This window comes from Flavobacteriales bacterium (assembly GCA_020635395.1).
GTDB lineage: Bacteria > Bacteroidota > Bacteroidia > NS11-12g > UBA9320 > UBA987.
Genome location: JACJZV010000004.1, coordinates 33,296 through 58,273 on the forward strand (window position 1 = coordinate 33,296; position 24,978 = coordinate 58,273).

Annotated in this window: 23 protein-coding genes; 6 read left to right on the top strand and 17 right to left on the bottom strand. The window is 38.0% G+C overall.

What is annotated here, in order from left to right; genetic code table 11:
* Positions 1–13 precede the first annotated feature (13 nt).
* Together H6607_11235 and H6607_11240 are read right to left on the bottom strand one after the other, a co-directional pair.
* A complete protein-coding gene (locus tag H6607_11235; GenBank protein MCB9262936.1) occupies positions 14–1,381 on the bottom strand; it encodes a TolC family protein in 1,368 nt (455 codons plus the stop codon).
* Position 1,382: 1 nt separating this feature from the next.
* Positions 1,383–1,994 carry a TetR/AcrR family transcriptional regulator gene (locus H6607_11240; protein MCB9262937.1) on the bottom strand — a complete coding sequence of 204 codons (612 nt, stop codon included), beginning with the start codon at positions 1,992–1,994 and terminating at the stop codon, positions 1,383–1,385.
* Positions 1,995–2,164: 170 nt separating this feature from the next.
* Here H6607_11240 and H6607_11245 point away from each other — a divergent pair, with 170 nt between their 5' ends.
* Together H6607_11245 and secDF are read left to right on the top strand one after the other, a co-directional pair.
* Positions 2,165–2,791 carry an AAA family ATPase gene (locus H6607_11245; protein ID MCB9262938.1) on the top strand — a complete coding sequence of 209 codons (627 nt, stop codon included), beginning with the start codon at positions 2,165–2,167 and terminating at the stop codon, positions 2,789–2,791.
* Between the two features lie 91 nt (positions 2,792–2,882).
* Positions 2,883–5,894, top strand: a complete 3,012-nt coding sequence (gene secDF / locus H6607_11250) for a protein translocase subunit SecDF (protein ID MCB9262939.1) — start codon at positions 2,883–2,885, stop codon at positions 5,892–5,894.
* Between the two features lie 48 nt (positions 5,895–5,942).
* Here the strand turns inward: secDF and H6607_11255 are convergent, their stop codons facing one another.
* From H6607_11255 to H6607_11285, 7 genes are all read right to left on the bottom strand, one after another.
* Positions 5,943–6,620 (bottom strand): TrkA family potassium uptake protein, encoded by a 678-nt coding sequence (locus H6607_11255; GenBank protein ID MCB9262940.1) that lies wholly within the window; start codon positions 6,618–6,620, stop codon positions 5,943–5,945.
* A 6-nt stretch (positions 6,621–6,626) separates the two neighbouring features.
* Positions 6,627–8,306, bottom strand: coding sequence for an ATPase (locus H6607_11260; GenBank protein ID MCB9262941.1), 1,680 nt, complete (start codon positions 8,304–8,306; stop codon positions 6,627–6,629).
* A gap of 90 nt (positions 8,307–8,396) precedes the next feature.
* Complete coding sequence (locus tag H6607_11265) at positions 8,397–9,236, bottom strand: hypothetical protein (GenBank protein ID MCB9262942.1); 840 nt, start codon at positions 9,234–9,236, stop codon at positions 8,397–8,399.
* Between the two features lie 127 nt (positions 9,237–9,363).
* Positions 9,364–10,806, bottom strand: coding sequence for a chromosomal replication initiator protein DnaA (gene dnaA / locus H6607_11270; GenBank protein MCB9262943.1), 1,443 nt, complete (start codon positions 10,804–10,806; stop codon positions 9,364–9,366).
* Between the two features lie 118 nt (positions 10,807–10,924).
* Positions 10,925–11,848 (bottom strand): metallophosphatase, encoded by a 924-nt coding sequence (locus H6607_11275; protein MCB9262944.1) that lies wholly within the window; start codon positions 11,846–11,848, stop codon positions 10,925–10,927.
* A gap of 2 nt (positions 11,849–11,850) precedes the next feature.
* Positions 11,851–12,612 (bottom strand): 5'-nucleotidase C-terminal domain-containing protein, encoded by a 762-nt coding sequence (locus H6607_11280; protein ID MCB9262945.1) that lies wholly within the window; start codon positions 12,610–12,612, stop codon positions 11,851–11,853.
* Entirely contained in the window at positions 12,602–13,156 is a 555-nt protein-coding gene (locus H6607_11285; protein MCB9262946.1) for a hypothetical protein, read from the bottom strand. The genes H6607_11280 and H6607_11285 overlap by 11 nt, the downstream gene beginning before the upstream one ends.
* A gap of 79 nt (positions 13,157–13,235) precedes the next feature.
* Between H6607_11285 and H6607_11290 the strand changes: the two genes are divergently transcribed.
* Both H6607_11290 and H6607_11295 read left to right on the top strand, forming a co-directional pair.
* Entirely contained in the window at positions 13,236–13,577 is a 342-nt protein-coding gene (locus H6607_11290; protein MCB9262947.1) for an iron-sulfur cluster assembly accessory protein, read from the top strand.
* 139 nt (positions 13,578–13,716) lie between these two features.
* Entirely contained in the window at positions 13,717–15,627 is a 1,911-nt protein-coding gene (locus H6607_11295; protein ID MCB9262948.1) for a hypothetical protein, read from the top strand.
* Between the two features lie 78 nt (positions 15,628–15,705).
* On the opposite strand, the gene H6607_11300 is transcribed toward H6607_11295, so the two are convergent.
* From H6607_11300 to H6607_11310, 3 genes are read right to left on the bottom strand one after another with little or no spacing between them, the layout of a single operon-like run.
* Positions 15,706–16,149: a 50S ribosomal protein L9 gene (locus H6607_11300; protein ID MCB9262949.1), complete on the bottom strand. Its 444-nt coding sequence runs from the start codon at positions 16,147–16,149 to the stop codon at positions 15,706–15,708.
* A 27-nt stretch (positions 16,150–16,176) separates the two neighbouring features.
* Positions 16,177–16,446: a 30S ribosomal protein S18 gene (locus H6607_11305; GenBank protein MCB9262950.1), complete on the bottom strand. Its 270-nt coding sequence runs from the start codon at positions 16,444–16,446 to the stop codon at positions 16,177–16,179.
* A complete protein-coding gene (locus tag H6607_11310; protein MCB9262951.1) occupies positions 16,443–16,817 on the bottom strand; it encodes a 30S ribosomal protein S6 in 375 nt (124 codons plus the stop codon). The genes H6607_11305 and H6607_11310 overlap by 4 nt, the downstream gene beginning before the upstream one ends.
* A 230-nt stretch (positions 16,818–17,047) precedes the next feature.
* Between H6607_11310 and tnpA the strand changes: the two genes are divergently transcribed.
* Positions 17,048–17,503: an IS200/IS605 family transposase gene (tnpA, locus tag H6607_11315; GenBank protein ID MCB9262952.1), complete on the top strand. Its 456-nt coding sequence runs from the start codon at positions 17,048–17,050 to the stop codon at positions 17,501–17,503.
* Positions 17,504–17,703: 200 nt separating this feature from the next.
* Here the strand turns inward: tnpA and ung are convergent, their stop codons facing one another.
* Together ung and H6607_11325 are read right to left on the bottom strand one after the other, a co-directional pair.
* A complete protein-coding gene (gene ung, locus H6607_11320; protein ID MCB9262953.1) occupies positions 17,704–18,381 on the bottom strand; it encodes a uracil-DNA glycosylase in 678 nt (225 codons plus the stop codon).
* Positions 18,382–18,565: 184 nt separating this feature from the next.
* Positions 18,566–20,641: a dihydrofolate reductase gene (locus H6607_11325; GenBank protein MCB9262954.1), complete on the bottom strand. Its 2,076-nt coding sequence runs from the start codon at positions 20,639–20,641 to the stop codon at positions 18,566–18,568.
* Positions 20,642–20,791: 150 nt separating this feature from the next.
* On the opposite strand from H6607_11325, the gene H6607_11330 reads away from it, so the two are divergent.
* Positions 20,792–22,060: a 1-acyl-sn-glycerol-3-phosphate acyltransferase gene (locus H6607_11330; protein ID MCB9262955.1), complete on the top strand. Its 1,269-nt coding sequence runs from the start codon at positions 20,792–20,794 to the stop codon at positions 22,058–22,060.
* Here the strand turns inward: H6607_11330 and H6607_11335 are convergent.
* The 3 genes from H6607_11335 to H6607_11345 are packed head-to-tail and all read right to left on the bottom strand — an operon-like array spanning position 22,029 to position 24,978.
* The gene (locus H6607_11335; GenBank protein ID MCB9262956.1) at positions 22,029–22,910 is read right to left on the bottom strand and encodes a metal ABC transporter permease; all 882 of its coding nucleotides are present in this window, start codon (positions 22,908–22,910) and stop codon (positions 22,029–22,031) included. The genes H6607_11330 and H6607_11335 overlap by 32 nt on opposite strands.
* Positions 22,910–24,208, bottom strand: a complete 1,299-nt coding sequence (locus H6607_11340) for a metal ABC transporter permease (GenBank protein ID MCB9262957.1) — start codon at positions 24,206–24,208, stop codon at positions 22,910–22,912. The genes H6607_11335 and H6607_11340 overlap by 1 nt, the downstream gene beginning before the upstream one ends.
* Positions 24,205–24,978: a metal ABC transporter ATP-binding protein gene (locus tag H6607_11345; GenBank protein MCB9262958.1), complete on the bottom strand. Its 774-nt coding sequence runs from the start codon at positions 24,976–24,978 to the stop codon at positions 24,205–24,207. Before H6607_11345 ends, H6607_11340 begins: the two co-directional genes overlap by 4 nt.

The following is a 24,978-nucleotide window of genomic DNA, read 5'->3' on the forward strand; positions in this document are numbered from 1 at the left end:
ATTACACTAAATTTTATTTATTAATTCCCAACGCAGTTTGCAATTCTATCTTAGCTACAACCAACTCATAAAGAGCCTGAGTGTAGGCCATATCTGCCCTAATTTTATCGTTTTCGGCACTTATTAACTCAAAGGACGAACCGATTCCTTCGTCAAATTTTATTTTAATGGTATGGTAAATGGAAGCTGCCAAATCCTTGTTTTTCTTTTGATTATCAAGATTTAGCGATTTCATTTCCAGATTCATTTTGGCCTGTTCTACCTGAAATTTCAATTGATTTTGCACATTTTGAAACGAGTTTTGATCTTGCATCAACTGAATTTTAGCCTGCTCCATTTTGGCCTTTTTATAAAATCCATCAAAAACAGGGATATTCAGGTTAAAACCATACATAGTTCCCGGATTCCATGAGCTGCCCAGCCCTTTAAAAGCCGCCTCGTTGGCAAACGAATTTTGCTGGTGCGATGCATTAAAAGTTAAAGACGGATAATAACCGACCTTATATCTCTTTATCTGCATACTATCCAGCACAAGTTGCTGAGCCATAATCTTAGTTTCTATTCTATTGGCCACATTACTGTTGAAATTGCCAATTTCGACAACGGGTGATATTAAATCGCCCAAAAGTTCGAGTTCGGTTTCTATGGGCATTCCCATAGCCACTTTTAAAACATACACCAAAATATCTTGTTGGGTAGTTAAATTATTTATTTGTGTTTGCAAATTGGATTTTGCAAAAACCAACCTATCAACATCGAGTTTTTCGGCAAATCCGGTGTTATACAATTCGGTGGTTTCTTGCAAAGTTTTATCCAAATTGACCAAGCTCGAGTTCAATAATTTGGCATTTTCTTGAGCCATAAGTGCTGCATAAAATGCCTTTTGAACATTTTCTACGGCAGCAATTTCGCTACTTTCGGCCATTAGTTCAGAAACCCGAACGTATTGTTTAGCAGCCTTTAAGCCCAAAAGATACGTGCCGTCAAAAACCAATTGATTCACACGAACCGACCCCGTGAGAGAGCTTGGTGCCCCAAAAGCCACTGTTTGCGGCTGTCCTGCTCTAAATTTATCGGCACTTAGCAAACCCTCCTGAATAAGCACTCCATAAATAGCCGGAGATAAAAAATCGGGCATTTGCATGGCGGCAATTTGCACGTTGTGCGTAAAATTGCCGTTTACCGAAACCTGCGGCAAACCACTGGCTACAACGCTTTTTACCTCCTGCCGACTTTCGTCTATGGCAAGTTTTGCGTTTTGAATTTCGGTATTATGCTGTTTTGCATAATCAATGGCCTGATCAAGAGTTAAACTTTGTTTTTGTTGGCCAATGGCAAAATTTGCCCAAAAACAGAGTAGTAAAATTGTGATTTGTCTCATTTTATGTCAACAAAGTTTTTTTGTGTATTTCGTAATATTCACGGCCTTTATCGCTCATAATGGCATGCAGGTGGTAGGCCATAATTTGCATATACACATCCACCTGATTAAATAATTTTGACGGAAAAGTCTGCAAGTTTACTGAAGCATCTATCAATGAAATGTATATGCGTGAAACCATTTCGGGGTTAATTTCTTTGCGGTATAAACCTGACTTTATGCCTCTTTCTAAATTTCTTGAAACCTGATTTAAAATGAATCCTTCTCGGTGTTCGTGAAACAATTTCCAGCAAGAAGGGTAATATTTTTGAATGTCATAGATGGTGCTTGGGTTCAGTTCTTTAAAATGCATGGCCAAATGCCGAGCCAAATCCAACAGTTGCTGAATGGCATTTTCGGTAGATTCCATTACGCTGCTGCATACTTCCGAATCAGATTCTAAATGATGCTGCAAAGACAACCTCACCAACTCCTTTTTGTCTGCAACATATTGATATAGCGTCTTTTTACTGATACCCAATTCTTGCGAAATATCATCCATGCTAACGCTCTTAATGCCAAATCGCATAAACATTTGCAGTGATTTTTCGACTATTTGAGTTTTTACATCCATTCGCTAAAACGGGGCAAAAATATTTTGGAAACTTTAATAGTTCTCTAAGTTTCCAAAGTTTTTTATCGAAAGAAATATGCGATTAATGGATACTGTAGAACATTTTTTTGATGAAATAAAGCAAAAGGTTTGTAGAATCTGGTTTCGGCATCCACTATTTTTGTCGCCCAATGGGGTTTCAAAAACCATATATAATAGGCATTGCCGGAGGAAGTGCATCGGGCAAAACAACCTTTATCAAAAATCTTCAGAAAAAATATGGAGAAAAAGAGATTTGTGTCATCTCGCAAGATCACTATTACAGGCCACTGAGCGAACAAATTGTGGACGACAATGGAGAAATCAATTTTGATGTGCCCGAGGGCATAGACTTTGGAAGATTAATCAAAGATTTGAAGACTTTGCAAAAAGGCAAGAATGTAAAAATAGTTGAATATACCTTTAACAACCCCAATGTTTTTCCAAAACAAATCATTTTTAAACCTGCTCCTATTGTGGTGGTTGAAGGTCTTTTTATTTATTGGGCAGCAAAACTGGCACAGCTCTTTGATTTAAAGGTATATATAGACGCAAACCCCGAGATAATGTTGAAACGCAGACTAAACAGAGACAAAACCGAGCGAGGCATGACCACGGCTCAAATAGAATATCAGTGGAAAGAACATGTGATGCCCGCGTATGAAAACTATTTGCTACCGCACCGAGACAATGTAGATATTGTGGTAATAAACAACACCCATTTTAAGAAAAGTTTTGAAGTGTTATCGCACCATTTCGACCGAATATTAAACCCTTAAAAAGCCGTTTTGAGAATAAAAGAAAACCGTTACTTTTGCAGACTTCAAAAAATTGAAGCAGAAAATAACAAAAATTATTGATTTATAACGAATGAAAAACAAAAGTCTTGTTCAGGTTTTAGTGTGGGTGTTGGTGATTGTTTGTCTTTATCAGTTGTCGTTTACGGTGGTTAGCCGAAGGACGGAGAGCAAACTTCACACTCAGGCAGAAACAATTGCAAAGAGAGACAACAAATCAGAGAGTGCTGTTTACAAGCAACTTATTGATTCTATCAGACATTTGGAGATTTATCCAGTTTTAGGATATAGCTACCAAAAATGTAAAGAACGATCAATAGATCTTGGTCTTGACCTTCAGGGTGGTATGAACATCACACTGGAAATTTCTTCTGCCAAAATGATAATGGCCTTGGCCAACGATAAAGATGATGCAAAACTAAATGAGGCTTTAACCAAAGCTCAAAAATCATTTTTAGGACAGGGCAGTTTCATCGATTATTTTGCTGATGAGTATGAAAAACTGAGTGCTAACACTGGTTTAGGTTTGTTATTTTACAACGATGCACATTCAGACGATTTGCCAAAACGCATGAATTCTACGAACAAAGACGTTTATGCTTGGTTAAAGAAACAAGAAAAATCAAAAATTGATGAGAATTTTAAGGTTTTAAGCACCCGTATCGACCAATTCAACGTTACACAACCAAATATTCAAAAACTCGACAATGGTCGTATTTTGGTTGAATTGCCTGGTGTTGACGACCCCAAACGTGCTACCGACTTGATTACAAAGTCAGCTAAATTAGAATTTTGGGAAGTTTATAGAAACGACGAGGTGTTAAAAACCTTTTATGAGGCAGATAGCTTATTGGGACTAAAACTGAATGGCGACATCACAGCAGAAGCGGCAAAAGCGGATTCGAACAGTACATCTTTAAAAAGTGTAGATGTAAACAATGCTTTGAAACCAGCAACAGCCAATCCTGATTCGAGTAGTTTGGCTCTACTTGATTCAAACAAAAACAAAGATTCGGCTGCCGACAAAAACCAGCTTACTCAAGAGCAATTGACACTAAAATATCCGTTGATGGCTGGTGGAAAATTCATACCTCCATTTGACCAAAGCGGAAAATTATACACCAACACTGCCGTTGGTTATGCCAATGAAAAAAACAAAGCCTTTATTGATGAAAAATTTTTAGGTGACAAAGATATTATGTCCACCTTCCCATCGGATATGGTTTTCCGATGGTCGCACAAAGGCGATGAAAATGGCAACTACACCCTTTACGCCTTGAGAGCCTCTGGAGATGGTCCCGTTTTGGATGGCGATGGAGTGGAATCGGCAAGAAAAGACATCGGCCAAAATGGTCAGTTTGAAGTTACCATGAAAATGAACATTGACGCATCCAATGAGTGGGAACAAATAACCCAAGCTGCTTCAAACAAAACAGATGGAAGCCCAAAAGATGCGATTGCCATTGTGCTTGACGACAGAGTTTATAGTGCTCCTGTGGTACAAAATACTATTCCAAACGGAATTTCAAACATTACCGGAAACTTTACCTCAGAAGAAGCCGAAGACTTAGCAAACGTATTGAACGCCGGTAGATTGCAGGTGCCAATGGCCGTAGCAGAAAACACCGTTGTTGGACCTACTTTGGGTAAAAAATCCATTAAATCAGGTTTAACCTCATTGGTTATTGGATTTCTTTCGGTTATCGCCTTTATGGTGGCCTACTACAGCCGTGCCGGTGTATATGCGGTTATTGCGTTGCTTGCCAACTTATTCTTTATTCTTGGCGTTCTTGCAGGTATGGGCACTGCTCTAACCCTTCCGGGTATGGCAGGTTTGGTACTTACCATTGGTATGGCGGTTGATGCAAACGTGCTGATATTTGAACGTGTCAAGGAAGAATTGAAAGAAGGTAAAACCTTTAAAGCGGCTATTAAAAACGGTTATAATGCCGCTCTTTCTTCTATTATTGATGCCAACGTTACCACATTGATTGCAGCTATATTGCTTTACAGCTTGGGTAAAGGTCCTGTTGCCGGATTTGGTATCATCCTTTTGATTGGTATTCTTTCTTCCTTGTTCACATCCATTTTGTTGACACGATTGTTTGTTGAAAGAGATATTGCCAAAGGAAGAGAAACTTCATTCTTTACCTCATTCTCTAAAGACAAATTGAGCGGATTCAATTACAATTTTATTGAAAACAGAAAAAAATTCTATGTTATTTCAGGTGCGGTAATCATTTTAGGTATAGCATCGTTTTTTGTGAATGGATTTAGCTCTGGTGTAGATTTTAAAGGTGGTTGGAGCTACGTTGTTGACATTGAAGGTGCATCAAACACACAAGAAATTAAAAATGCTATTGCAGCCAACCTAAAAGATAAAAGTAGTGTTGAGGTTAAAACCTATGGCGAGGTTAACCGATACAGAATAACAACTGCTTATAGAATTAATGACCGCGACTCAGGAATTGAAAATGAAGTGCGAAATACAGTAATTGGAGCTTTGGGCAATAAATACAAAGTTGACATTCAATCAGAAAGCAAAATTGGTCCCACAATAGCCGAAGATACTAAACGTGCGTCCACTTCAGCCATTATTTTATCACTCATTGGTATGTTTATTTACATTGCCATCCGATTTAGAAAATGGGTATATGGTTTGGGTGCCACCGTGGCTCTTTTCCATGACGTGCTAATTGTTTTTGCTATTTACTCTATCTTCTATAAAATATCTCCATTTGCCATGGATATTGACCAGGCATTTATTGCCGCCATTTTGACTGTTGTGGGTTATTCTATCAACGACACGGTGGTGGTGTTTGACAGGGTACGGGAGTTTTTGGGTAGCCACAAATACGAAACCAATACCGCGGGAGTAATTAATGATGCTATCAATCAAACGTTGAGTAGAACATTGGTAACATCGTTCACTACTTGGATTGTGGTTTTGATTCTTTTCCTAATTGGTGGAGAAGGCTTGAAAGGTTTCACATTTGCATTGTTGGTGGGTATTGGAGTAGGAACCTACTCTTCTATTTGCATTGCAACACCTATTGTGGTTGACTTTTTGAAAAGAAATAAATAGAGAATAAAAAAGATTCGTAAAAAAAGGCCGGAAATTCCGGCCTTTTTTTTATTGTTTTCCGGCAAACTTCTTTAAATCTTTGTTTGCACCATACATAACAAGAATATCCCCTTTTTGTAATATCATTTTACCATGAGCCACACCTTGCACTTTCGATGAACCTTTGATTTTGGAAGCATCATTTTCTGCTCTTATACATGTCAAAATCATTACGTTATATCTCGACTCTAAGTTGGTTTCTTCAATAGTTTTGTTTTCAAACTCCACAGGCAAAACAACTTCCACAATGCTGTAATCGTCTCCAATATCAAAAGACTCAACCAAACCTTTTAAAGAAAGTTTTTTTGCCCATCTTTCGGCAGTTTCTTCTTCTGGATGTATAATATCATCCAACCCAATAGCCATCAAAACCTTTTCATGCACCGGATTTAAGGCACGTCCAATCAATCGTTTTACATTCAAATTTTTGAATATGGCCGTGGCCATAACATTGGCTCCCTGGTTTTCTCCAATAGCAATAATAACTACATCCGTATCTCTCAATGGCAAACCTGCCACCGTGTATTCATCTGTGGCATCCATACAAATAGTATGAGAAATTTTCTCTTTCAAGGCATCCACTTTATTCATTCGATTATCGATGCCAATTACCTCATTACCTTGTATGGTTAATCGCTCTGCTAATGATGCCCCAAAACTCCCTAAGCCGGCAATAATGTATTTCATATCCTATTAATTAATTGTAACTTCTTCGCTTGGATACCTATAATTCTTGTATTTCTCTCTTCTAAATATGGCGGCCAGAACCGAGAGAACGCTCACCCTTCCAATAAACATTAGAAAGATAATTACCACTTTGGCCGTTGCACTTAATTGGGATGTTAAACCCAAACTAAGCCCCACTGTGCTATATGCAGAAAAACACTCGAACGTAATTTTCAAAACGTCTAAATCTTTATCAGAAATAGAAATTATAACAATGCCGCACCCTATCGTGAATAAGGATAAAGTAATAACCGCAAACGCACGCCCAACCGATAAGTTTGAAATCTCTCTGCGATAAACCTCAATTCTATTTTTTCCCTTTGCCAAACTAAAAATATTGAGAACAGCTACGGCAATGGTACTCGTTTTTATTCCCCCTCCGGTTGAAGCAGGTGAAGCCCCAATCCACATTAAAATAATTGTTACTAAAATGGCCGGAAAACTCAACTGCAACATATCAATAGTATTGAATCCGGCGGTTCGTGGTGTTGTCGCCTCAAACAACGCAGTTACTATTTTACCAAAATTATTGTGTGGTTTTAGGGTGGTGTTATATTCTAATAAGAAGAATACAACGAAACCAAAAACAATCAAAACCAAAGTGGTAATAAGGGTTATTCGGCTATTAATATTTAAAACCCAGGGCTGATATTTCTTCCTTTTTTGGTTGAAGGTAAACGTTCGGATTAGTGAATATTTGAAGAAATTTACCAAATTTACAACAATTGGAAAACCTAAACCACCCAATACCAATGTAAAAATAATGATTAATTGTAAACCGTAATTGAATTGGAAACCCTCTTCATACAAGCCATTGCTCAACGTAGAAAACCCTGCATTGCAAAATGCCGAAACAGCATGAAAAACAGAAAAGAAAACTCGGTCGTATAAGCTTTGGAAGGAGCCTGAATTTAGAGTCGAAAAAATGGAAATGGCAGATATTGTTTCGATAAGAAAGGTAATAATAAGGATGTTTTTGAGTGTAGAAAATACCTCCCCCAATTTTCCGGTACTTGTCATATCTCCCATCGTTATTTGATTTTCGTAGGTAACTTCGCCTTTAAAGAAATAACTGAAATAGGTTGCAAATGTGAGTATTCCGATACCCCCAATTTGAATAAGAATTAAAATTAAACCTTGACCAAAAGGTGTAAAGTATGTTGCCGTGTCAACCACTATTAGCCCTGTTACGCAAACTGCACTGGTTGAAGTGAAGAGTGCATCAATTATTCCGATTCCGTCATGACTTGAATTTGGGAGCATTAAACCTAACATTCCCAAAAAAATAATGGTCAGGAAACTCAAGATAAAAAACTGAGCCGGGTTCAGCACTTTTCTTTTTAAAACAAGTTTTCTCTCGGAAAATTCTCGGATAAACGAAATTGTTAAGGACAGTTTGACCAAACCAAAACTATGGTAGTCATCAAAATTTGGGCAGGTAAAGAAATAGTAAATAGCCCAAACAGCCAACAAAAAACTGAGTGCATCAAAGAATAATACTTTGGGTCGGAAGCTTTTTTTTCGGAGGAAATACCTAATGATGGTATTGGCGACACCAAAAAGAAGTGCCACAAAATATACAAGGCTTATCCAAATATGACTGTTGACCGAATGACTGAACCCAAAATCTATCAGAAGACTCATCATTCCAATTAAATTGAATGCAAAACCTAATTTGAAGAGTCGGTCAAAATTTTTACTCAACTTTTTGAAAAATAAAGGCAAAAGTAAATTGATTTATTTTTGATTCATCCGAGAATTTCTTTTTTGTTTTTGCACCAAACGGCCATGTTTAAAAACCAGTTCAATTACAATATACTCGGCAGGTTTATAAAAACCCGTTTCCTCATTAAAGGCATACTGTTTGTAGGTAATTGACTTCTTTTTCTCATCGAAATAAAACCATAAATCCATGCCTCTGTTTCCGAAATTGACTAGCTTAGAATGATTCGGATAAGCATCAAAAACTTCGACCAATGAATCATTTTGAGGGGTAAAAATTCGGACGATACGATGACTACCCATGCCACATGTCAATCCAGAACCAAAAAGAAAATAGTAGGTTTTTCGATTTGACTTAATCATTTCTATTTGATGATAGCCAAACATGACATCATCAAATTCCATATTTTTTAGGAAATTGATATACCTTCCTTTAGAATTTTTGTACACAGCATAGTTGAAACTTACATGATTGCATCCGCCATTAAACCCGTCCCAAGAATACAGTTTAACCCTTTCTTCAGCAGACATATTTAGGGTAATTGGCGAGGTTGATTTATATCTATTAAATGTTCTTAGACTATCTACCGGATTGTATTCATGCCAAACGAAATGATAATATTTTGCGGTATCTATTGGTGATGAGTGAAACTCTTGAATTAATAAAAGATTAGTCCAAGCTGAGTCGAAAAGTTTAAAAACAGAATCCCGCTTTTCAGTAAAATAGTTTTCAACCCTAAGCTGTTGAAAGTCATGAACTCTATGTGTGAGAGAATCAATGTTTTGGGCAAACATAAATGTATAGCAACTTGTAAATAATAGAAGCAGCGAGAATCGAAGTCTAATGTAATTCATTTTGTAAAGATTAGAAAAATAAACACCAATCATCAAATTTTAGTACCACTGAAGGTCATCAACAACAAAAAAAAAGCCTTCCGCTGTAGTGGAAGGCTTTGAAAACATTGAATCAAATGCGACTTGATTAAAATGTATTGATCTTTATTCTTTTTGAAATTTCTTCCACATCGCTTTTAAATTTTCTATCGGTATCCATCAAATCGCTTACCGTTTGGCAGGCATGAATAACCGTTGAGTGGTCGCGGCCACCAAAGTGCATACCAATTTTTTTGAGTGGTGCTTTTGTAAGTTGCTTTGCAAAATACATCGATATTTGACGGGCTTGAACAATTTCTCTTTTTCTGGTTTTCGACTTCAACTGGTCGATAGACAATGAGTAAAAATCGGAAACCAATTTCTGGATGTACTCAATTGAAATTTCTCTCGAAGCATTTTTAACAAAGTTTTTAACCATTTTCTTGGCCAAATCCAAGTCAATATCTTTTCTGTTAAGCGACGCTTGTGCCAATAATGAAATCAAGGCACCTTCCAATTCTCTGATATTCGAATCAATATTGTGAGCCACATATTCAACAACTTCTGGATTTAATCGAATACCGTCTTCATACATTTTATGCTCCAAAATAGACATTCTTGTTTCCAAATCTGGGGTCTGCAAATCAGCCGACAATCCCCATTTGAAACGAGAAAGCAATCGTTCGTCAACATCTTTTAAATCTCTTGGAGCTCTATCAGATGTCAAGATAATTTGTTTTCCGTTTTGATGAAGGTGGTTAAAAATCTGAAAGAAAATTTCTTGGGTTTTTTCTTTTTTGGCAAAAAACTGTACATCATCAACAATCAAAACATCTAACAACTGATAAAAATTAAGAAAATCGTTGTTGTTACCGTTTTTGCATGAGTCAACGTATTGGTTCACAAACTTTTCGCTGCTCACAAAAAGCACCGATTTATTTGGCGAAACCTCCTTAATGCGGTTGCCAATGGCATGCACCAAATGGGTTTTTCCTAAACCTACAGATCCAAAAATCATGAGCGGATTAAAGGCAGTGCCGCCCGGTTTGTTGGCCACGGCATATCCTGCCGAACGAGCCAAACGGTTACATTCGCCCTCTATGTAATTATCGAATGTGTAATTTGGATTTAATTGGCTATCAATGTTCAGTTTTTTCAACCCGGGAATGATAAACGGATTGTGAATATTTGCGTTTACATTGAGCGGAATACCCACTTCATTTTTATTGTTATACCCAGCATTTCGGGTTGGCATATTTATGGTGTATGCGTGCGGATTTCGCGTATTGTGATTGCTATTATCAACAATAATGCTGTATTCTAATTTGGCTCCAACTCCTAACTCTTTTTCTAAGGCCTTTTTCAACAATGTCACATAATGTTCCTCTAACCATTCATAAAAAAACTGGCTAGGAACCTGTATGGTTAACACATTGTCTTCCACCTTTAATGGCTTTATTGGCTCAAACCACGTTTTAAAACTTTGTGGATTAACATTGTCTTTAATCAATGTTAGACAATTCTTCCATACCAATTCACACTCTGCTGTCATTACAAGTTTTTAGTTATGTATCAATTAAACGAACCGACCAATAAAAAGCACATCGGCTTCAAATCGGGTGTAAAATTGTTTAATTTTTTTTTAGAAAAAAAACTTAAAAAACTTGGTTTTAAGAAATTTTTAGCAGGCAATTTTTAGATTGGGAGGTCATCAAATTGCTATCTTGTTCATAATCAATTTTTCCCAAATTTATCCCCGCCCAACCTGTTTGTAAAATGTTAACAACTACATCTCTTTTGTTGATAACCCTAACTGGTGTTTCTAAAAAGGTGTGGGTATGCCCTCCCAAGATTAAATCAATATTTTCAGATTGTTTTGCCAATGTTATGTCAGAAACCTTATCATTGCTATATTCATACCCTAAATGCGAGAGACAAATTATCAAATCGCATCGTTCTTTTTCTTTCAGAATTTTGGCTGTTTGGTTTGCTGTCACAATTGGGTCATTATACACAATTCCTCCGTATAACTTATCAGATACCAAGCCTTTAAGTTCAATACCAACACCTAAAACTCCGATACGGGTTCCGCCCTTTTTAAAAATTTTATAGGGTGCTATTTTATTTTTTAAAATGGTTGACGAAAAATCGTAGTTACAATTTATAAATGGAAATTTTGCATGCGGCATTTGCTTTACCAAACCGTCAATGCCATTATCAAAATCATGGTTGCCAAGAGTTGCGGCATCATAGCCCATTTCGGTCATGAGTTTAAACTCCAATTCGCCACCAAAAAAATTAAAATAAGGTGTCCCCTGAAAAATATCGCCCGAATCGAGCAAAAGCACATTTTTGTTTTCGTTTCTTATTTTGGCAATTGCGGCGGCTCTTTTGGCCGCTCCGCCAAGTCCCTGATATTTACCTCCATCCATTGGAAAAGGTTCGATGCGGCTATGCCAGTCGTTTGTAAACAAAACAGATAGAGAAGCTCGATTTTTGCCAACTGCTATCATTGGTGTTGAGACCAAAGCCACGCCAGTCAAGGCTTTGACACTTGTAAGCAGAAAACTTCGTCTATTTAAATTGTTCTCCATTTTTATTGATTCAAAATTACTTTACCTTCAATTTTTGCTTCCAATGGTTTGCTTTCAGACGAATACGTTTGAAAACCAAAAATTAAAGCATCTCTTATCAACACATTCAATTCTGTTCGTTGGGTGGCCTTGGTCAAAACTTCATATCCATCTCCACCATTGGCCAAATAATCAGAAGTCAGGATTTTAATATGACTTCGCTTGGCATACATATCTGAAGCAAACGAAAATTTAGCCTCGTTCCCTTCTTGTATCAGCTGCACTTTTTCAAATCCACAAAATGGTTCACCCCCCTTATTCAATATGTGTTTTGCCAAATTTGGAAGTTCAGCATAAGGTAAATCTACAACAACCAGCATATTATCAAAAGGCATCAACTCAAAAATTTTTCCCTTCGTAATAGCCCCTTTTGGCAATGGGGTTCGCAGCCCACCATTATTCATAATACACAAATCGGCACCCACCCCAAGTTCATCTTTAGCATAATCCAAAAGCAATTTTGAAACTGCATTGCCAAGCAAGCCTTCGGGTTTCGCTTTATCCATTTCTAAAGCTGTAAATCCAACAACCACGGCCATTTGACTGTCTATTTGCATCTTATATGGGTTTATCAACTCATTTATTTTCGAGCTGGTTTCGGTGGTGGTTGAGTCAAATTTTGTAAGGCCAGCCGTTTTAAGCTGATTAAACGGAGAACGGTAGCATGAGGCAAGAAGCAGCAGACCAACCCAAAACGCGAAAGGTTTAATTCTCTTAAAAAACAAGGTCAATTTCTTTTTTTAGAAACGCAATTGACAATAACGTATAATCTGCTTTTTGAGCCGACACTTCTTCTAAAATGGCCTTACCCAAATCTGTGGCCTTAGCAAATTCGGACAGTTCATTATAGCTATTGTTAATGATGTTAAGTGTATTCTCTTTGGCGGCCTTAATCATGTTCCAAGCTTGGTCGCTTACATAAATTTGCTGCGATACGTTGTGATTAAATTCGTCATTTACTGTTTGTATGAGTACATGTTTAAATTCGGTGGCAGAAAGCGATGGAGATACGGTACGCATTACTAAATTATCCATTTTAATGCGTTCTAACAGAATGGTTAATCGTTCGTAGGCCTGCAACTTGGTGGGCAAAATTGCATTGTTCAATTTCGATTTTACGCTAAGCTCTTTTCTTTTAAAATCTTCGTCAAGCATTTTTTTCATGGTAAAATAGGATACCCAAAAAACAATTACTGAAGGCAACAAAATTTGAACAAACTGAACAAACATTTGCCAAGAATCTACTGCTAAAAACAATTTGTAAATCATAAAACTGGGTGTAAAATTAATGGTAAAACGAAGTTTGATGAATTTTTGATGTTAAAAATTAGATATTTTTGCTTGCAACATGGAAACATTAACCCCCAATCCTGTAAGATTTTCAAAAGGAGCCATTCAAAAACTTGAGGAGATACGAAAAGAAAACAAAGGAAAAAGCCCTTTTTTGAGAATTGGCGTAAAAGGCGGCGGTTGCTCTGGCTTATCATATCTTTTGGCCTTTGATGAAAAAACTGACAAAGACAATGTTTATGCAATAGACGGTTTCAAAATTATCATCAACAAGGCTCATGTAATGTATGTTTTGGGCATGGAAATAGATTATGAACATGGCCTTAAATCGAGAGGTTTTACATTTAACAATCCAAATGCAAAAGAAACCTGTGGCTGCGGAGAGAGTTTTTCGACCTAAAACCGCTACATAATGTGACACTGGGGCGACAAATGTTTGACACAAACAATCCAAAAGCAATGTAGCTTCGTGTGAACGTTGGCTCTATTCCCCGTTGTTTTTTATGAAATACATTTTACTTTTTGCCCCTTTGTTTTTATTGAGTTTATTATCGGATGCACAATGCACTGGCACGTTTAACTCACATTTGGCTTTTTCTGATTCTTGCAACAAGTATCAATTTGAGGTAACTCATACTGTTGACACTTGCAATAAGCATGATATTAAGGTGTTTAAAAATGGTTCTACTACCCCCTATTACACAACCACCAGCAGAAATTTTAAGGTAACATTTGCCGATACTGGTACTTACATTGTTCGGGTTTCGATAAAAAATACCTGCACAAAATGCGACACTTTATTTTATAACACCATTCACGTTACGTGTGGTTCATCAAGTTCATCTACAAGCTGTAATTGGAGCAAAGCCAAAATTCAATATTCCGCAAAATGCAAGAATTACACCTTCGAAATGGGTTCTATTGATACGTGCCTGCAATACACAACGGCAGTCATTAAAGCCGGAACCTCCACTTGGGACACCGTTTCGCACAACCGTGTTTTTAACTACACTTTTGCTTCGACAGGTTTGTATTATATTAAAACAACATTTTACAACAAATGCCACCAATGCGATACGTTTATTGCCCAACCAATCAATGTGACTTGCGATACTACCAAAACGTGCAATTGGAGCAAGGCCAAAATTCAATACTCGGCAAAATGCAAGAATTACACTTTTGAAATGGGTTCTATTGATACATGCCTGCAATACACAACTACGGTTATTAAAGCCGGAACTTCCACTTGGGACACCATTTCGCATAGCAGAGTTTTTAACTACACCTTTGCCAGCACGGGTTTGTATTACATAAAAACAAAGTTTTACAACAAATGCCATCAATGCGATACGGCCATCGTTCAATCAATAAACGTAACCTGCGATACCACCAAAACATGCGATTGGAGCAAAGCCAAAATTCAATACTCGGCAAAATGCAGGAATTACACCTTCGAAATGGGTTCTATTGATACATGCCTGCAATACACAACTACGGTCATCAAAGCCGGAACTTCTACTTGGGATACCATTTCGCACAATAGAGTTTTTAACTACACCTTTGCCAGCACGGGCTTGTATTACATAAAAACAAAGTTTTACAACAAATGCCACCAATGCGATACGGCCATCGTTCAATCGCTAAACGTAACCTGTGACACCACCAAAACGTGCGATTGGAGCAAAGCCAAAATTCAATTTTCGGCAAAATGCAAGAATTACACCTTCGAAATGGGCGGTTATATAGATACCTGTGTTAAATATACAACTGCTACCATTAAGGCCGGAAGCTCCACTTATGATACAATTTCCAACAGTCGTGTATTTAATTACACCTTCCCTTCGACCGGTTTGTATTATGTTGTTACCCATTTCTACAACAAGTGCCATAATTGCGATACCGTAATCTATCGTCCGATTCAGGTAAACTGCGACTCCACCTATTCCTGCAATTTTAGCAAGGCAAAAATTCAATATTCAGCAAAATGCAATAAATATACCTTCGAAATGGGTTCTATAGACACTTGTTTGCAGTATTCAACAGTTTTATATACACCTGGTACAAATCAATTTACCACTTTGTCGAGCAGCAGGGTTTTTAGCTATACATTTCCATCGAAAGGAACTTACCAAATAGCTACTTTGTTTCACGACAAATGCCATAATTGCGACACGCTGCTTTACACTCAAATAAATGTTTCATGCGACAGTATTAGCGGGATTTACCAACCGAATATGGCCAATTTTTATGTGGTTCCGAATCCTGCCGACAATTATTTAAGGGTTGATTTTGCCGGAAGTACTACCGAAATTGTGTTGCAAGATTTAAAGGGCGTTGTTATATACCGAGGCAACACGATCAATCCGGTTATCAATACCTCCGAAATACAAAATGGTATTTACTTTTTGAGAATCGGGTTTCAAACCGCCAGAGTAGAGATTATTCATTAGATGCAGTTTTGAAAAAAAACAGCTTAAATAAAAAGCCCCGCTGATTGGCGGGGCTTTTTATTTATTCAGTTTTTTAATTTATTCACTGATAACGCTAAGGTTGATGGCGGCTTCAACACCTCTGTGCAAATATACTTTTGCGGTGTAGTCGCCCAATTCCTTAATGTCGTTGGCAATAGCAATTTTCTTTCTATCAATGTCATGACCTTTTTCTTTCAAAGCATGTGCAATTTGAATGGTAGTAACCGATCCAAAAATTTTGCCATTGCTTCCGGCTTTAGTTCCAATAGTCAATGTCATTCCTTCAAGAGCTTTTGCTGTATCCTCGGCGGCAGCCAAAATAGCAGCTTGTTTACGCTGAGTTTGTTTGATGTTTTCAGCCAAAACTTTCAAGTTTGAACTGGTTGCCAAAACAGCTATTCCCTGTGGAATAAGGTAGTTTCGACCGTAGCCATTTCTTACCTCAACCACCTCGTTTTTATATCCGAGTTTTGATACGTCTTCTTTTAAAATTACTTTCATTTCTTGTGTTTTAAAATTTGATTAGACTTATTTTAAACCATCGGCAACGAATGGAAGAACTGCAATATGACGAGCTCTTTTAACTGCCTGAGCTATTTTTCGTTGATACTTCAACGAAGTTCCTGTAAGACGACGAGGTAAAATTTTACCTTGCTCATTTACAAATTTCAACAAAAACTCAGGGTTTTTATAGTCAATGTATTTTATGCCGCTTTTCTTAAATCGACAGTATTTCTTTTGTCCTTGATTGATTGGACGGTTAGAAAACACGAAATTTTTTGCTCCTTTTTTGCTCATGCTGTTACTTCTTTTTCGGTTTCAACTGCTTTTTTCTTAAAATCACCGTTTCTTCTTCGGTCGTTATACTTGATTGCGTGTTTGTTTAACGCAGTTGTCAGATAACGCATTACTTGCTCATCACGTCTGTAAGCCAACTCCAATTTGGCAACCAAATCGCCAGGAGCTTTAAACTCAAAAATGTGATAAAAGCCTGTAACTTTCTTTTGAATCGGGTACGCAAGTTTGGTGAGTCCCCAATTTTCTTCGTGGACAATCTCACCATCGTTTTCTGTGATTAACTGTCTGAAACTTGCGATAGCATCTTCCATTTGCTTATCAGACAGCACGGGTGTTAAAATAATCACAGATTCATACTGTTTCTTTTCCATTTTTTTAACTAAAAAAGTGCTTTTTAAATTTAAAAGTCGGCAAAGGTAAGATTTATGATGTAAAATAAAAAGTGAATAGTGCAGAAATGTGACTGTTTGAGCCGCCCCGAAGGGGCAGCTCAAAGATACCCGCGGCAACGCCTCGGGCAGCATAAAGTAAATCAAAACCTTGCAACTAGCTCAAAAACAAAAAAATAGGAAGATTATCAATATTTCGTTTCATTTGTATTATGTCTCAATCACTAACAAAACTATACGTTCACATTATTTTTCATACCAAGTACAGTCAACCCCTTATTCGTAAACAAGACAAAGAAAAATTATACGCCTACATTGGTTCGGTCCTGAATACAAATAAATCAACACCTATTAAAATTAATGGCATCGAAAACCACATTCATATTTTTTGCCTACTGTCAAAAAATATTGCCTTATCCAAATTAGTTGAAGAAATAAAACGACACAGCAGCAGATGGATAAAAACCATTGACCCTCATTATAAGAACTTTGCTTGGCAGGGTGGATACGGTGCATTTTCGGTATGTCCATCAAAATTTGATGCAGTAAAAAAATACATCGAAAATCAAGAAGAACACCATAAGAAAAAAGATGCCAGAAAAGAATACATTCAATTCCTTGAAAAACACCAAATCGAATTTGACGAAAACTATTTGTGGACTGACTAATTTTTCTGAGGCGTTGCCTCAGGCCATGATAAGCTGCCCCTTCGGGGCGAGCCTATCCCATCCCATCGCCCTGAAAGGGCAACCCACGATAACCCGTGGCATCGCCTCGGGAGTTAGTGACACCATCTCGGGAGTTGGCAGCACCATCTCGGGAGTTGGCAGCATCGCCTCGGGAGCGGTGGTGAAATCGCCACCATAAGCTAAACGCTCCAGTCTATCTCTCCGAATCCTTTACCTCTCAAAAAAGAATTACAGCTTGAAAAATGTTTATTGCCAAACCAATGGCCTTTGTTTGCACTCAGCGGACTGGGATGCCCGCTAAGCAACACCAAATGTTTTTGACTGTCAATGTGTTTACCTTTCTGTTTGGCGTAGCCACCCCACAACATAAAAACCAGATCTTTCCGCTTTTCATTGAGAAGCTCAATTATCTTATCCGTAAATATCTCCCAGCCTTTGTTTTGATGCGAACCCGCTTTATGTGCCTCAACGGTTAAAGTAGCGTTTAGAAGCAGCACACCCTGTTCAGCCCAACAACTTAAATCACCGTGAGTTGGGGGGGCAATATCCAAATCCGATTTAATTTCTTTGAAAATATTAATCAGCGATGGTGGTTGCTCCACTCCCCTATTTACCGAAAAACACAAGCCGTGTGCCTGCCCCACCCCATGATATGGGTCTTGCCCAATAATGACCACTTTTACCCGATGAAAAGGACACGCATCAAGAGCTGCAAAGATTTTATTTCCGGGTGGAAAAATAATCTTCCCTAATTGCTTTTGGCTTACAAGAAATTCCTTTAATTTTTTAAAATAGTCCTTCTCAAACTCAGGTTGCAGCACCTCCAACCATGATTTTTCGAGCGATACACTACTCATCTGTTTCCTGATTTTTGGGGTAATACTGGCTTTTTTTTACGTACTTATTAATCATAAAAAAAGAGGTAATCAACAGCAAGAGTATGAACCCTGCAAAAACCAATATTTTCTTTTTTTGAGTGTTATCCATTTTTAAGATATAAGCCTGTCAGGTTTAAAACCTGACAGGCTAACAGTTTCTTTATCAGTTTCCGTCGTTGCCCAAAAAACTATAGTTTTTGCTGTAATAGAGCATTTGTTCTATAAAGTTTTGGCTGTGCGATACTTTCAAATCTTTAAATGCATCACCATTCATTACGGGGGTTAATGTAGGCTGAACAAAGCCACTATAGGGTGCAATGTTAAATTGCTCGTAACGCTGTTTCACTTCTTTCATCAATTCTTGGTCAGCTTTTATACCATAACCTTCAACCAATTTTTCGGCAGCGGCAAAATCTCCTTCCGACTTAATTCGTTGAATTTCGCGAAGCAAATCACCAAAAAGTACTTTCAATTTGGCATAATCATTTATCACAAAATAGGTTTTCCCGTTAACCACTTTTTTCTCAATTACGTTTTCGGCAGCACCTTTTTCCATGCACCACTTGGCCACCAACTGACGGTTTCTCATGTGGTCTTCTTCCACATTTTCGCCAGCTTCCAATCTTCTCAACTGAAGCATTAACCCATTGGTTATGTACCCATCGTATTGAGCTTTGCCTACATCAAGGCTTTCCATCAAACCAAGATCCACCAATTTTTGGTCGTATATGTAATACAATCCCACCAAATCAGCACGGGCTTCTTCAAGCGTATTGGAATAGTTTTTAAGAGTTTCTTTTGGCGTGCCTATTCCATCATTGATTCTGCCAGAGGCATGTCCGATAACCTCGTGCATGGCGGTGTGAAGTTTTCCACCCAATTTACTATATTTTTTTACTCGTTCTCTTACCGCCTCATCCAAGTAAAATTCATCCACCGAACCACTACCAGCCGCATCTTCATAAGCCTGAACAATATTGCCCAAACTCACTGATTTTGAACCATGAGTAGCTCGAATCCAATTGCTGTTTGGCAGATTTATTCCGATTGGAGTTGATGGTGCGGCATCACCACTTTCCATGGCCACATTCACTACTTTATAGCTCACACCCACCACATTTGGTTTTTTGTGCTCTTTCATTATCGGCGAGTTATCTTCAAACCATTGAGCATTTTCGCTCATTGTCTGCATACGTTTCGAAGCTTCGAAATCTTTAATTTGAACCACTCCTTCAAAGGCACCTTTGTAGCCAATGGCATCTCCATATACCTCAATAAAACCAAGTATAAAATCAATATCCCCTTCGGTTGATTTTACCCATTCAAGATTTGTTTTGTCCCAAACGCTCAAATCTCCAGTTCTGAAATATTCAATCAACATTCCAATATGTTTGGCTTGCTGGTCATTCTCGGCCACGCCTTTGGCTTTTTCGAGCCAATAAATCATTTTATCCATTGCCGCTCCATACAAGCCACCTGATTTATAGGTCAAATCTATTAGCTTGCCATTTTCTTTTACCAACCTTGAGTTTAGGCCATATTCTATTGGCTCTTTCTCATCCTTTTTCATTTGATTTTTGTAATGAGCAATTGCCTCGGTTTCACTTATTCCATCGCCATAATAGTTGTTGGCAGAAGAAACAATTCCGTCAAAACCCTTTTCTTTAACCACTTTTTTAGCATCTACCTTTGGGTCGAACAAAATGGTTTTTAATTTTGCGTAAAGAGATTCTTTTGTCTCATTTCCAACTAAAGGCCACGTTGCTTTTGGCGAATTATTCATCAGGGTTAAAAAGTAATCAGCCGAAAATTCGGGCATAATTTTTTTCTCAGAATAGTGATGATGGATGCCGTTGCTAAACCAAATTCTTTTGAGGTAAACCACAAAATTATCCCAATCTTTTCCAGACTTTTCGCCTTCGTAATTCTCATAAATTTGCTCTAATGTTCTGCGAATCTGAATGTTGTGTTTATAATTGCTCGCATAAATTATATCTCTACCACACAAAGAGGCCTGAGATAAATAATATACCAATTCCTTTTGTTTGGCCGATAAATTTTCAAAACCCGGCACTTGGTATCGCAACACCTGAATATCGGCAAAACGGTCAACTTTTACATCAAATGTCGATGTATCTTGGGTTGCTTCTGTAACTTTTGTTTCTTTCTTCTTTGTATTTTTACAGGAGACAACCAAAAAAAACAATGCGGCCAATCCCCAAATCAATTTATTTTTCATATTTCTTATTTTCTTTTTGAGTAATGCAAATCAATGATTTTTTTAGAACTATTGCCAGCGAAAATAAAAATGAAGCAGCTATAACCAATCTTCTCATTACTCAATGCGTTGCAAAAATCAAAAAATAAACAAATCAACTAATTTTGCCCGATGCTTTACTACTTTGTAAAAATTATCATGCTGCTTTATCAGCGTGTTTATTTCAAACGAATATATATTTCGGGAGTTAAACATATACCCAAAAATCAGCCGGTTTTTTTAGCCGCTAATCATACCAATGGTTTTTTGGACGGGGTTATGGTAAGTGAACTGCTCTGGAAACCAACCTACATTTTTGTGAGAGGGGATGTTTTTAAAAAAAAATGGGCTAATTTTTTATTAAGAAGTTTGAAATTGATACCCATTTTTCGGTCGAGGGATGGTGAAGATGCCCGAGAAAATCTGTCAAATAATAATTCGAGTTTCGACCAACTTTACCAAGAATTTAAAAAAAACAAAGTCGTTTTGATTTTTCCTGAAGCCGATGCCATTATTGAAAAACGACTCCGGCCATTAAAAAAAGGAATGGCACGAATTGTGGCTGACATGGAAAGCAGAGAAGATGGAAATATGAAAGTGGCTATTGTTCCTACATCAATCAATTATCTGCACTATAAAAAATATCGAAATGAAATAATGATTCAATTTTCGGAACCCATTTATCTTTCTGATTACAAAACAGAAGATGGTAACGACCGAAAAGCCCAAAACCGCTTAACCTCTGATTTAGAAAATCGGATAAAAAAAATGATGGTGGATATAAACCCGGGCGACGACGAAATAACAGAGACAGCCCTGAACATTTACCGAAACAGTTTGCCACACAACATTTGGCAATTTTGGCACCGCAAAAACACCAGAATTTATACTGAAATTGGCATTGCCGACGGAATAAAAAATGAAAAACCTGACTCTATACTTCGACAACAGTTGAAAGAATATGCCACTTTGTTGAAAGAAAATGATTTGACAGAACTTGGCTTTAACCCTCTAAAAATATGGCAATGGATATTTTTATTGATTTTTTCTATTCCATCTTTTCTTTCATGGATGGTTTATAAATGGGGATTGGTTTACGGCAAAAAAGTGGTAAATACCAAAATAAAAAAAGATGAGCTATACGAAAGCGTTTACTGTGGCATCGGGCTTTCATGGTTTTTAATTCTTACCCTAATTGGTTACCCAATAGCAGCCATCTTTTTGGGTTGGTCGGGTGTTATGTTCTGGTTCATATTTTCATTATTTTCCATCAGCTATCAGCATTGCAGAGATTTTTGGTTGCAATTTGTGGAACATCGAAAATGGAACAAATCCGCTGCAAAAGTTTCTAACCTTCGGGTTGATTTAATTAAGAAATTGGAAGTTTTTCGGGCGTTGTAACCTCTCCTGCCCTTTTTTTGAAACGAACGATGGCAAACACCACCGCAAATTGCAAACCAATCACTGCGGCAATGGCTCCGGCAATGGAGCCATCAATCCAAACGGCGAAATAATATCCAAATACAGAGGCCGAAGTTCCAAAAATGATGGCATACATCAGCAAATCTCTAAATCGGGTTGTGATTAAATAAGCGGTGGCCGGAGGACCAACTAAAAAGGCAATGACCAAAACAGCCCCCACCGATTGAAAGCTCACCACTGTGGTAATGCTAACCCCTGCCATTAAATAATATTGCCACAAAACCACGTTTAAACCGAGTGCCGCCGCAAACGACTCATCGAAGGTTGTGATGATTAATTTGTGATACGCCAACACAACTGCCAACACCACCAACACCAAATTGGCCGCCAAAATCCAAACTTGATTTGGCCCCAATGAAAGTTGACCAACAATCAGTTCTGCACCTTGCGAAACCTGAGCAATATCACCATGAAGCACGCAATCCTGATCAAGATCCACGTCGTTTGAAAACACGGATATTAATATGATGCCTATGGAGAATAAAAAAGTATATGAAATACCAATACTGGCATCTTGCTGAAGTTTTACTTTCTTATTAAAAAATTGAATGAAAGCCGTAACCAAAAGTCCGCTGGCAGCAGCCCCGATTAAAATTGGAAAAGAAGCCCTACTTTGGGTAAGCCAATAGGCAATAACTATACCTGGCAACACGGCATGAGAAATGGCATCTCCTACCATAGCCATTTTTCGCATAATCAAAAATGAGCCCAAAATGGCTGAACTGGTGGCCACCAAAATGGCCGTCAATATGGTCCAAAAATCAAGCATCAATATGGGATATCGCTGTCATGTGGATCCTTTTTCGGAAAGTTAAGCTCCTTTTCAAGTTCTTTCTCTATTTCCGGAGTAATAATGTGTTCTATTCCTTCTGCGTCATCATGAACGTGGTCGGGGTCTAAGTTCATAAACTTTGAAATATATAATTCCCAAAGTCTATGTTTTCTAACGATGGCCTTGGCTTCGTTAAATCCTGAAGGGGTAATTAAATATTGATTTCCAGACAAGGTAATATACCTATGTTTTAGAAGCAGATTCAAACCATTTTTTAAAGTGCCAACTTTCATATTTCCGGCATTCAAAATGTCTTCAAACAAAAATGTTTTTGTCAACTTATTTCCTGCATCAGTGAGTCCATAAAAAAGTTTTATCGTATTCTCAATCAATATTTTACGGTCGTTTTGCTTACGTTGCAGAAAAGAACGGGTCATGCCGGTTTTTGAACCAAAAAATGCACTAAATAAAGCTATTAATGATATTACAACCACTATCCATGGCCCTGTGGGCATGCCATTGTAGGTATATGAAATTGCAGCCCCAAACACACCAGAAAACCCTGCAAAAAGTACAGACAATAAAGCCAAAACCCCTATTTTGTTTGTCCAAAACCGAGCCGCGGCAGCAGGCGTTATGAGCAACGCCGACATAAGCACCACCCCAACCGCCTGCACGCCCATGGCCACAGTAGCAACGGTGGCAATGGCTAAAACAAATCGCAGAAAGTCTAATGGAAATCCAATGCTTTGAGCAAATGCCTCATCAAATGAAATGGTTGAAAACCCGCGAAAGAAAATCAAAATTACACTTATTATGACACTTCCTGCAAGTGCAAATAGCCAAACATCGGCCTTGGTCATGGCGGATGCTTTTCCAAAAATAAAATTATCCAAACCGCTTTGCGAACCACTGCCCGAGTGCTGAATATGCACAAGAAGCATAACGCCAATACCAAAAAACACACTCAAAACAAGTGCAATGGCTGTGTCGTTCTTAATTTTAGAATTTTTTGTAATGTAATCTACCAAAAAAGTTGAAACCCAGCCTGTTATTACAGCCCCGATAATTAAATACATTGGATTTTTTTGATGACTAATCATGTATGCCAAAGCAATTCCGGGCAAAACGGAGTGCGAAATAACATCGCCCATTAGAGCTCGCTTTCTTAAGAAAGTGAAGGTGCCAACCAAACCTGAAACACTACACAGAATTAGACTACCCCAAAAAACCACCCGCACATTGGGTTCGGTGAGGCCAAAGAAAGACGCTATACCATGCACAAAATCGTTCATTTGTGCCGCATTGGAAAGTTTTTCTCTTGCAACATATTGGCCACTTTGCTCAGTGTTGTCAAGGTTCCGCCATAGGTCTCAACAAGATTTTTTTCGTTAAAAACATCCTCCGTTGACCCCGCGGCCACCAATCGGGTATTTAGCAAAACCAAATGTTCAAAATATTCCTGAGCCGTGTGCAAATCATGATGCACCACCAAAAGGGTTTTGCCATTATCACGCATGGTTTTGAGCAAAGTTATAATAGCCTGCTCCGTGGCTGCATCTACACCCACAAATGGCTCATCCATTAAATATAAATCGGCTTGTTGGGCAAGTGCCCGAGCCAAAAATACGCGTTGCTGTTGGCCTCCACTAAGTTGCGAAATCTGTCGATTGCCAAAGGCGGACATTTTCACTTTCAGCAAGCTGTCGTTTATAATTTCTTTATCCTCGGCCGAAAGTCGTTTAAACAGACCCTTTTGTGCATATCTACCCATAGCAACCACATCAAAAACGCTGGCCGGAAAATCCCAATCAACCGATTGACGTTGAGGCACATAAGAAATTTTATTACGCACCTCATCCAATTCTTTATCAAATAATTTGGCGTACCCAATGTTCGGTTCGATAATGCCCATAATGGCTTTTAACAGCGTTGATTTTCCGCTACCATTTGGCCCCATTATTCCGATAATTTTTCCGGTGGGCAGCGAAAAATCAATATTCCACACCGCCGGCTTTTTGTTGTAAATTACCGTTAGATTATGCGTTTCAACAGATACAGTCAT

Bases quoted from the DNA above. Each gene is read 5' to 3' on its own strand.
- H6607_11255 (MCB9262940.1), bottom strand. From the start codon at position 6,620: ATGAAATACATTATTGCCGGCTTAGGGAGTTTTGGGGCATCATTAGCA.
- H6607_11285 (MCB9262946.1), bottom strand. From the start codon at position 13,156: ATGATTTACAAATTGTTTTTAGCAGTAGATTCTTGGCAAATGTTTGTT.
- H6607_11305 (MCB9262950.1), bottom strand. From the start codon at position 16,446: ATGAGCAAAAAAGGAGCAAAAAATTTCGTGTTTTCTAACCGTCCAATC.
- H6607_11340 (MCB9262957.1), bottom strand. From the start codon at position 24,208: ATGAACGATTTTGTGCATGGTATAGCGTCTTTCTTTGGCCTCACCGAA.
- H6607_11330 (MCB9262955.1), top strand. From the start codon at position 20,792: ATGCTTTACTACTTTGTAAAAATTATCATGCTGCTTTATCAGCGTGTT.
- H6607_11310 (MCB9262951.1), bottom strand. From the start codon at position 16,817: ATGGAAAAGAAACAGTATGAATCTGTGATTATTTTAACACCCGTGCTG.
- H6607_11325 (MCB9262954.1), bottom strand. From the start codon at position 20,641: ATGAAAAATAAATTGATTTGGGGATTGGCCGCATTGTTTTTTTTGGTT.
- tnpA (MCB9262952.1), top strand. From the start codon at position 17,048: ATGTCTCAATCACTAACAAAACTATACGTTCACATTATTTTTCATACC.
- H6607_11335 (MCB9262956.1), bottom strand. From the start codon at position 22,910: ATGCTTGATTTTTGGACCATATTGACGGCCATTTTGGTGGCCACCAGT.
- secDF (MCB9262939.1), top strand. From the start codon at position 2,883: ATGAAAAACAAAAGTCTTGTTCAGGTTTTAGTGTGGGTGTTGGTGATT.
- dnaA (MCB9262943.1), bottom strand. From the start codon at position 10,806: ATGACAGCAGAGTGTGAATTGGTATGGAAGAATTGTCTAACATTGATT.
- H6607_11260 (MCB9262941.1), bottom strand. From the start codon at position 8,306: ATGATGAGTCTTCTGATAGATTTTGGGTTCAGTCATTCGGTCAACAGT.
- H6607_11235 (MCB9262936.1), bottom strand. From the start codon at position 1,381: ATGAGACAAATCACAATTTTACTACTCTGTTTTTGGGCAAATTTTGCC.
- H6607_11345 (MCB9262958.1), bottom strand. From the start codon at position 24,978: ATGACTGTATCTGTTGAAACGCATAATCTAACGGTAATTTACAACAAA.
- H6607_11240 (MCB9262937.1), bottom strand. From the start codon at position 1,994: ATGGATGTAAAAACTCAAATAGTCGAAAAATCACTGCAAATGTTTATG.
- ung (MCB9262953.1), bottom strand. From the start codon at position 18,381: ATGAGTAGTGTATCGCTCGAAAAATCATGGTTGGAGGTGCTGCAACCT.
- H6607_11265 (MCB9262942.1), bottom strand. From the start codon at position 9,236: ATGAATTACATTAGACTTCGATTCTCGCTGCTTCTATTATTTACAAGT.
- H6607_11290 (MCB9262947.1), top strand. From the start codon at position 13,236: ATGGAAACATTAACCCCCAATCCTGTAAGATTTTCAAAAGGAGCCATT.
- H6607_11275 (MCB9262944.1), bottom strand. From the start codon at position 11,848: ATGGAGAACAATTTAAATAGACGAAGTTTTCTGCTTACAAGTGTCAAA.
- H6607_11245 (MCB9262938.1), top strand. From the start codon at position 2,165: ATGGGGTTTCAAAAACCATATATAATAGGCATTGCCGGAGGAAGTGCA.
- H6607_11300 (MCB9262949.1), bottom strand. From the start codon at position 16,149: ATGAAAGTAATTTTAAAAGAAGACGTATCAAAACTCGGATATAAAAAC.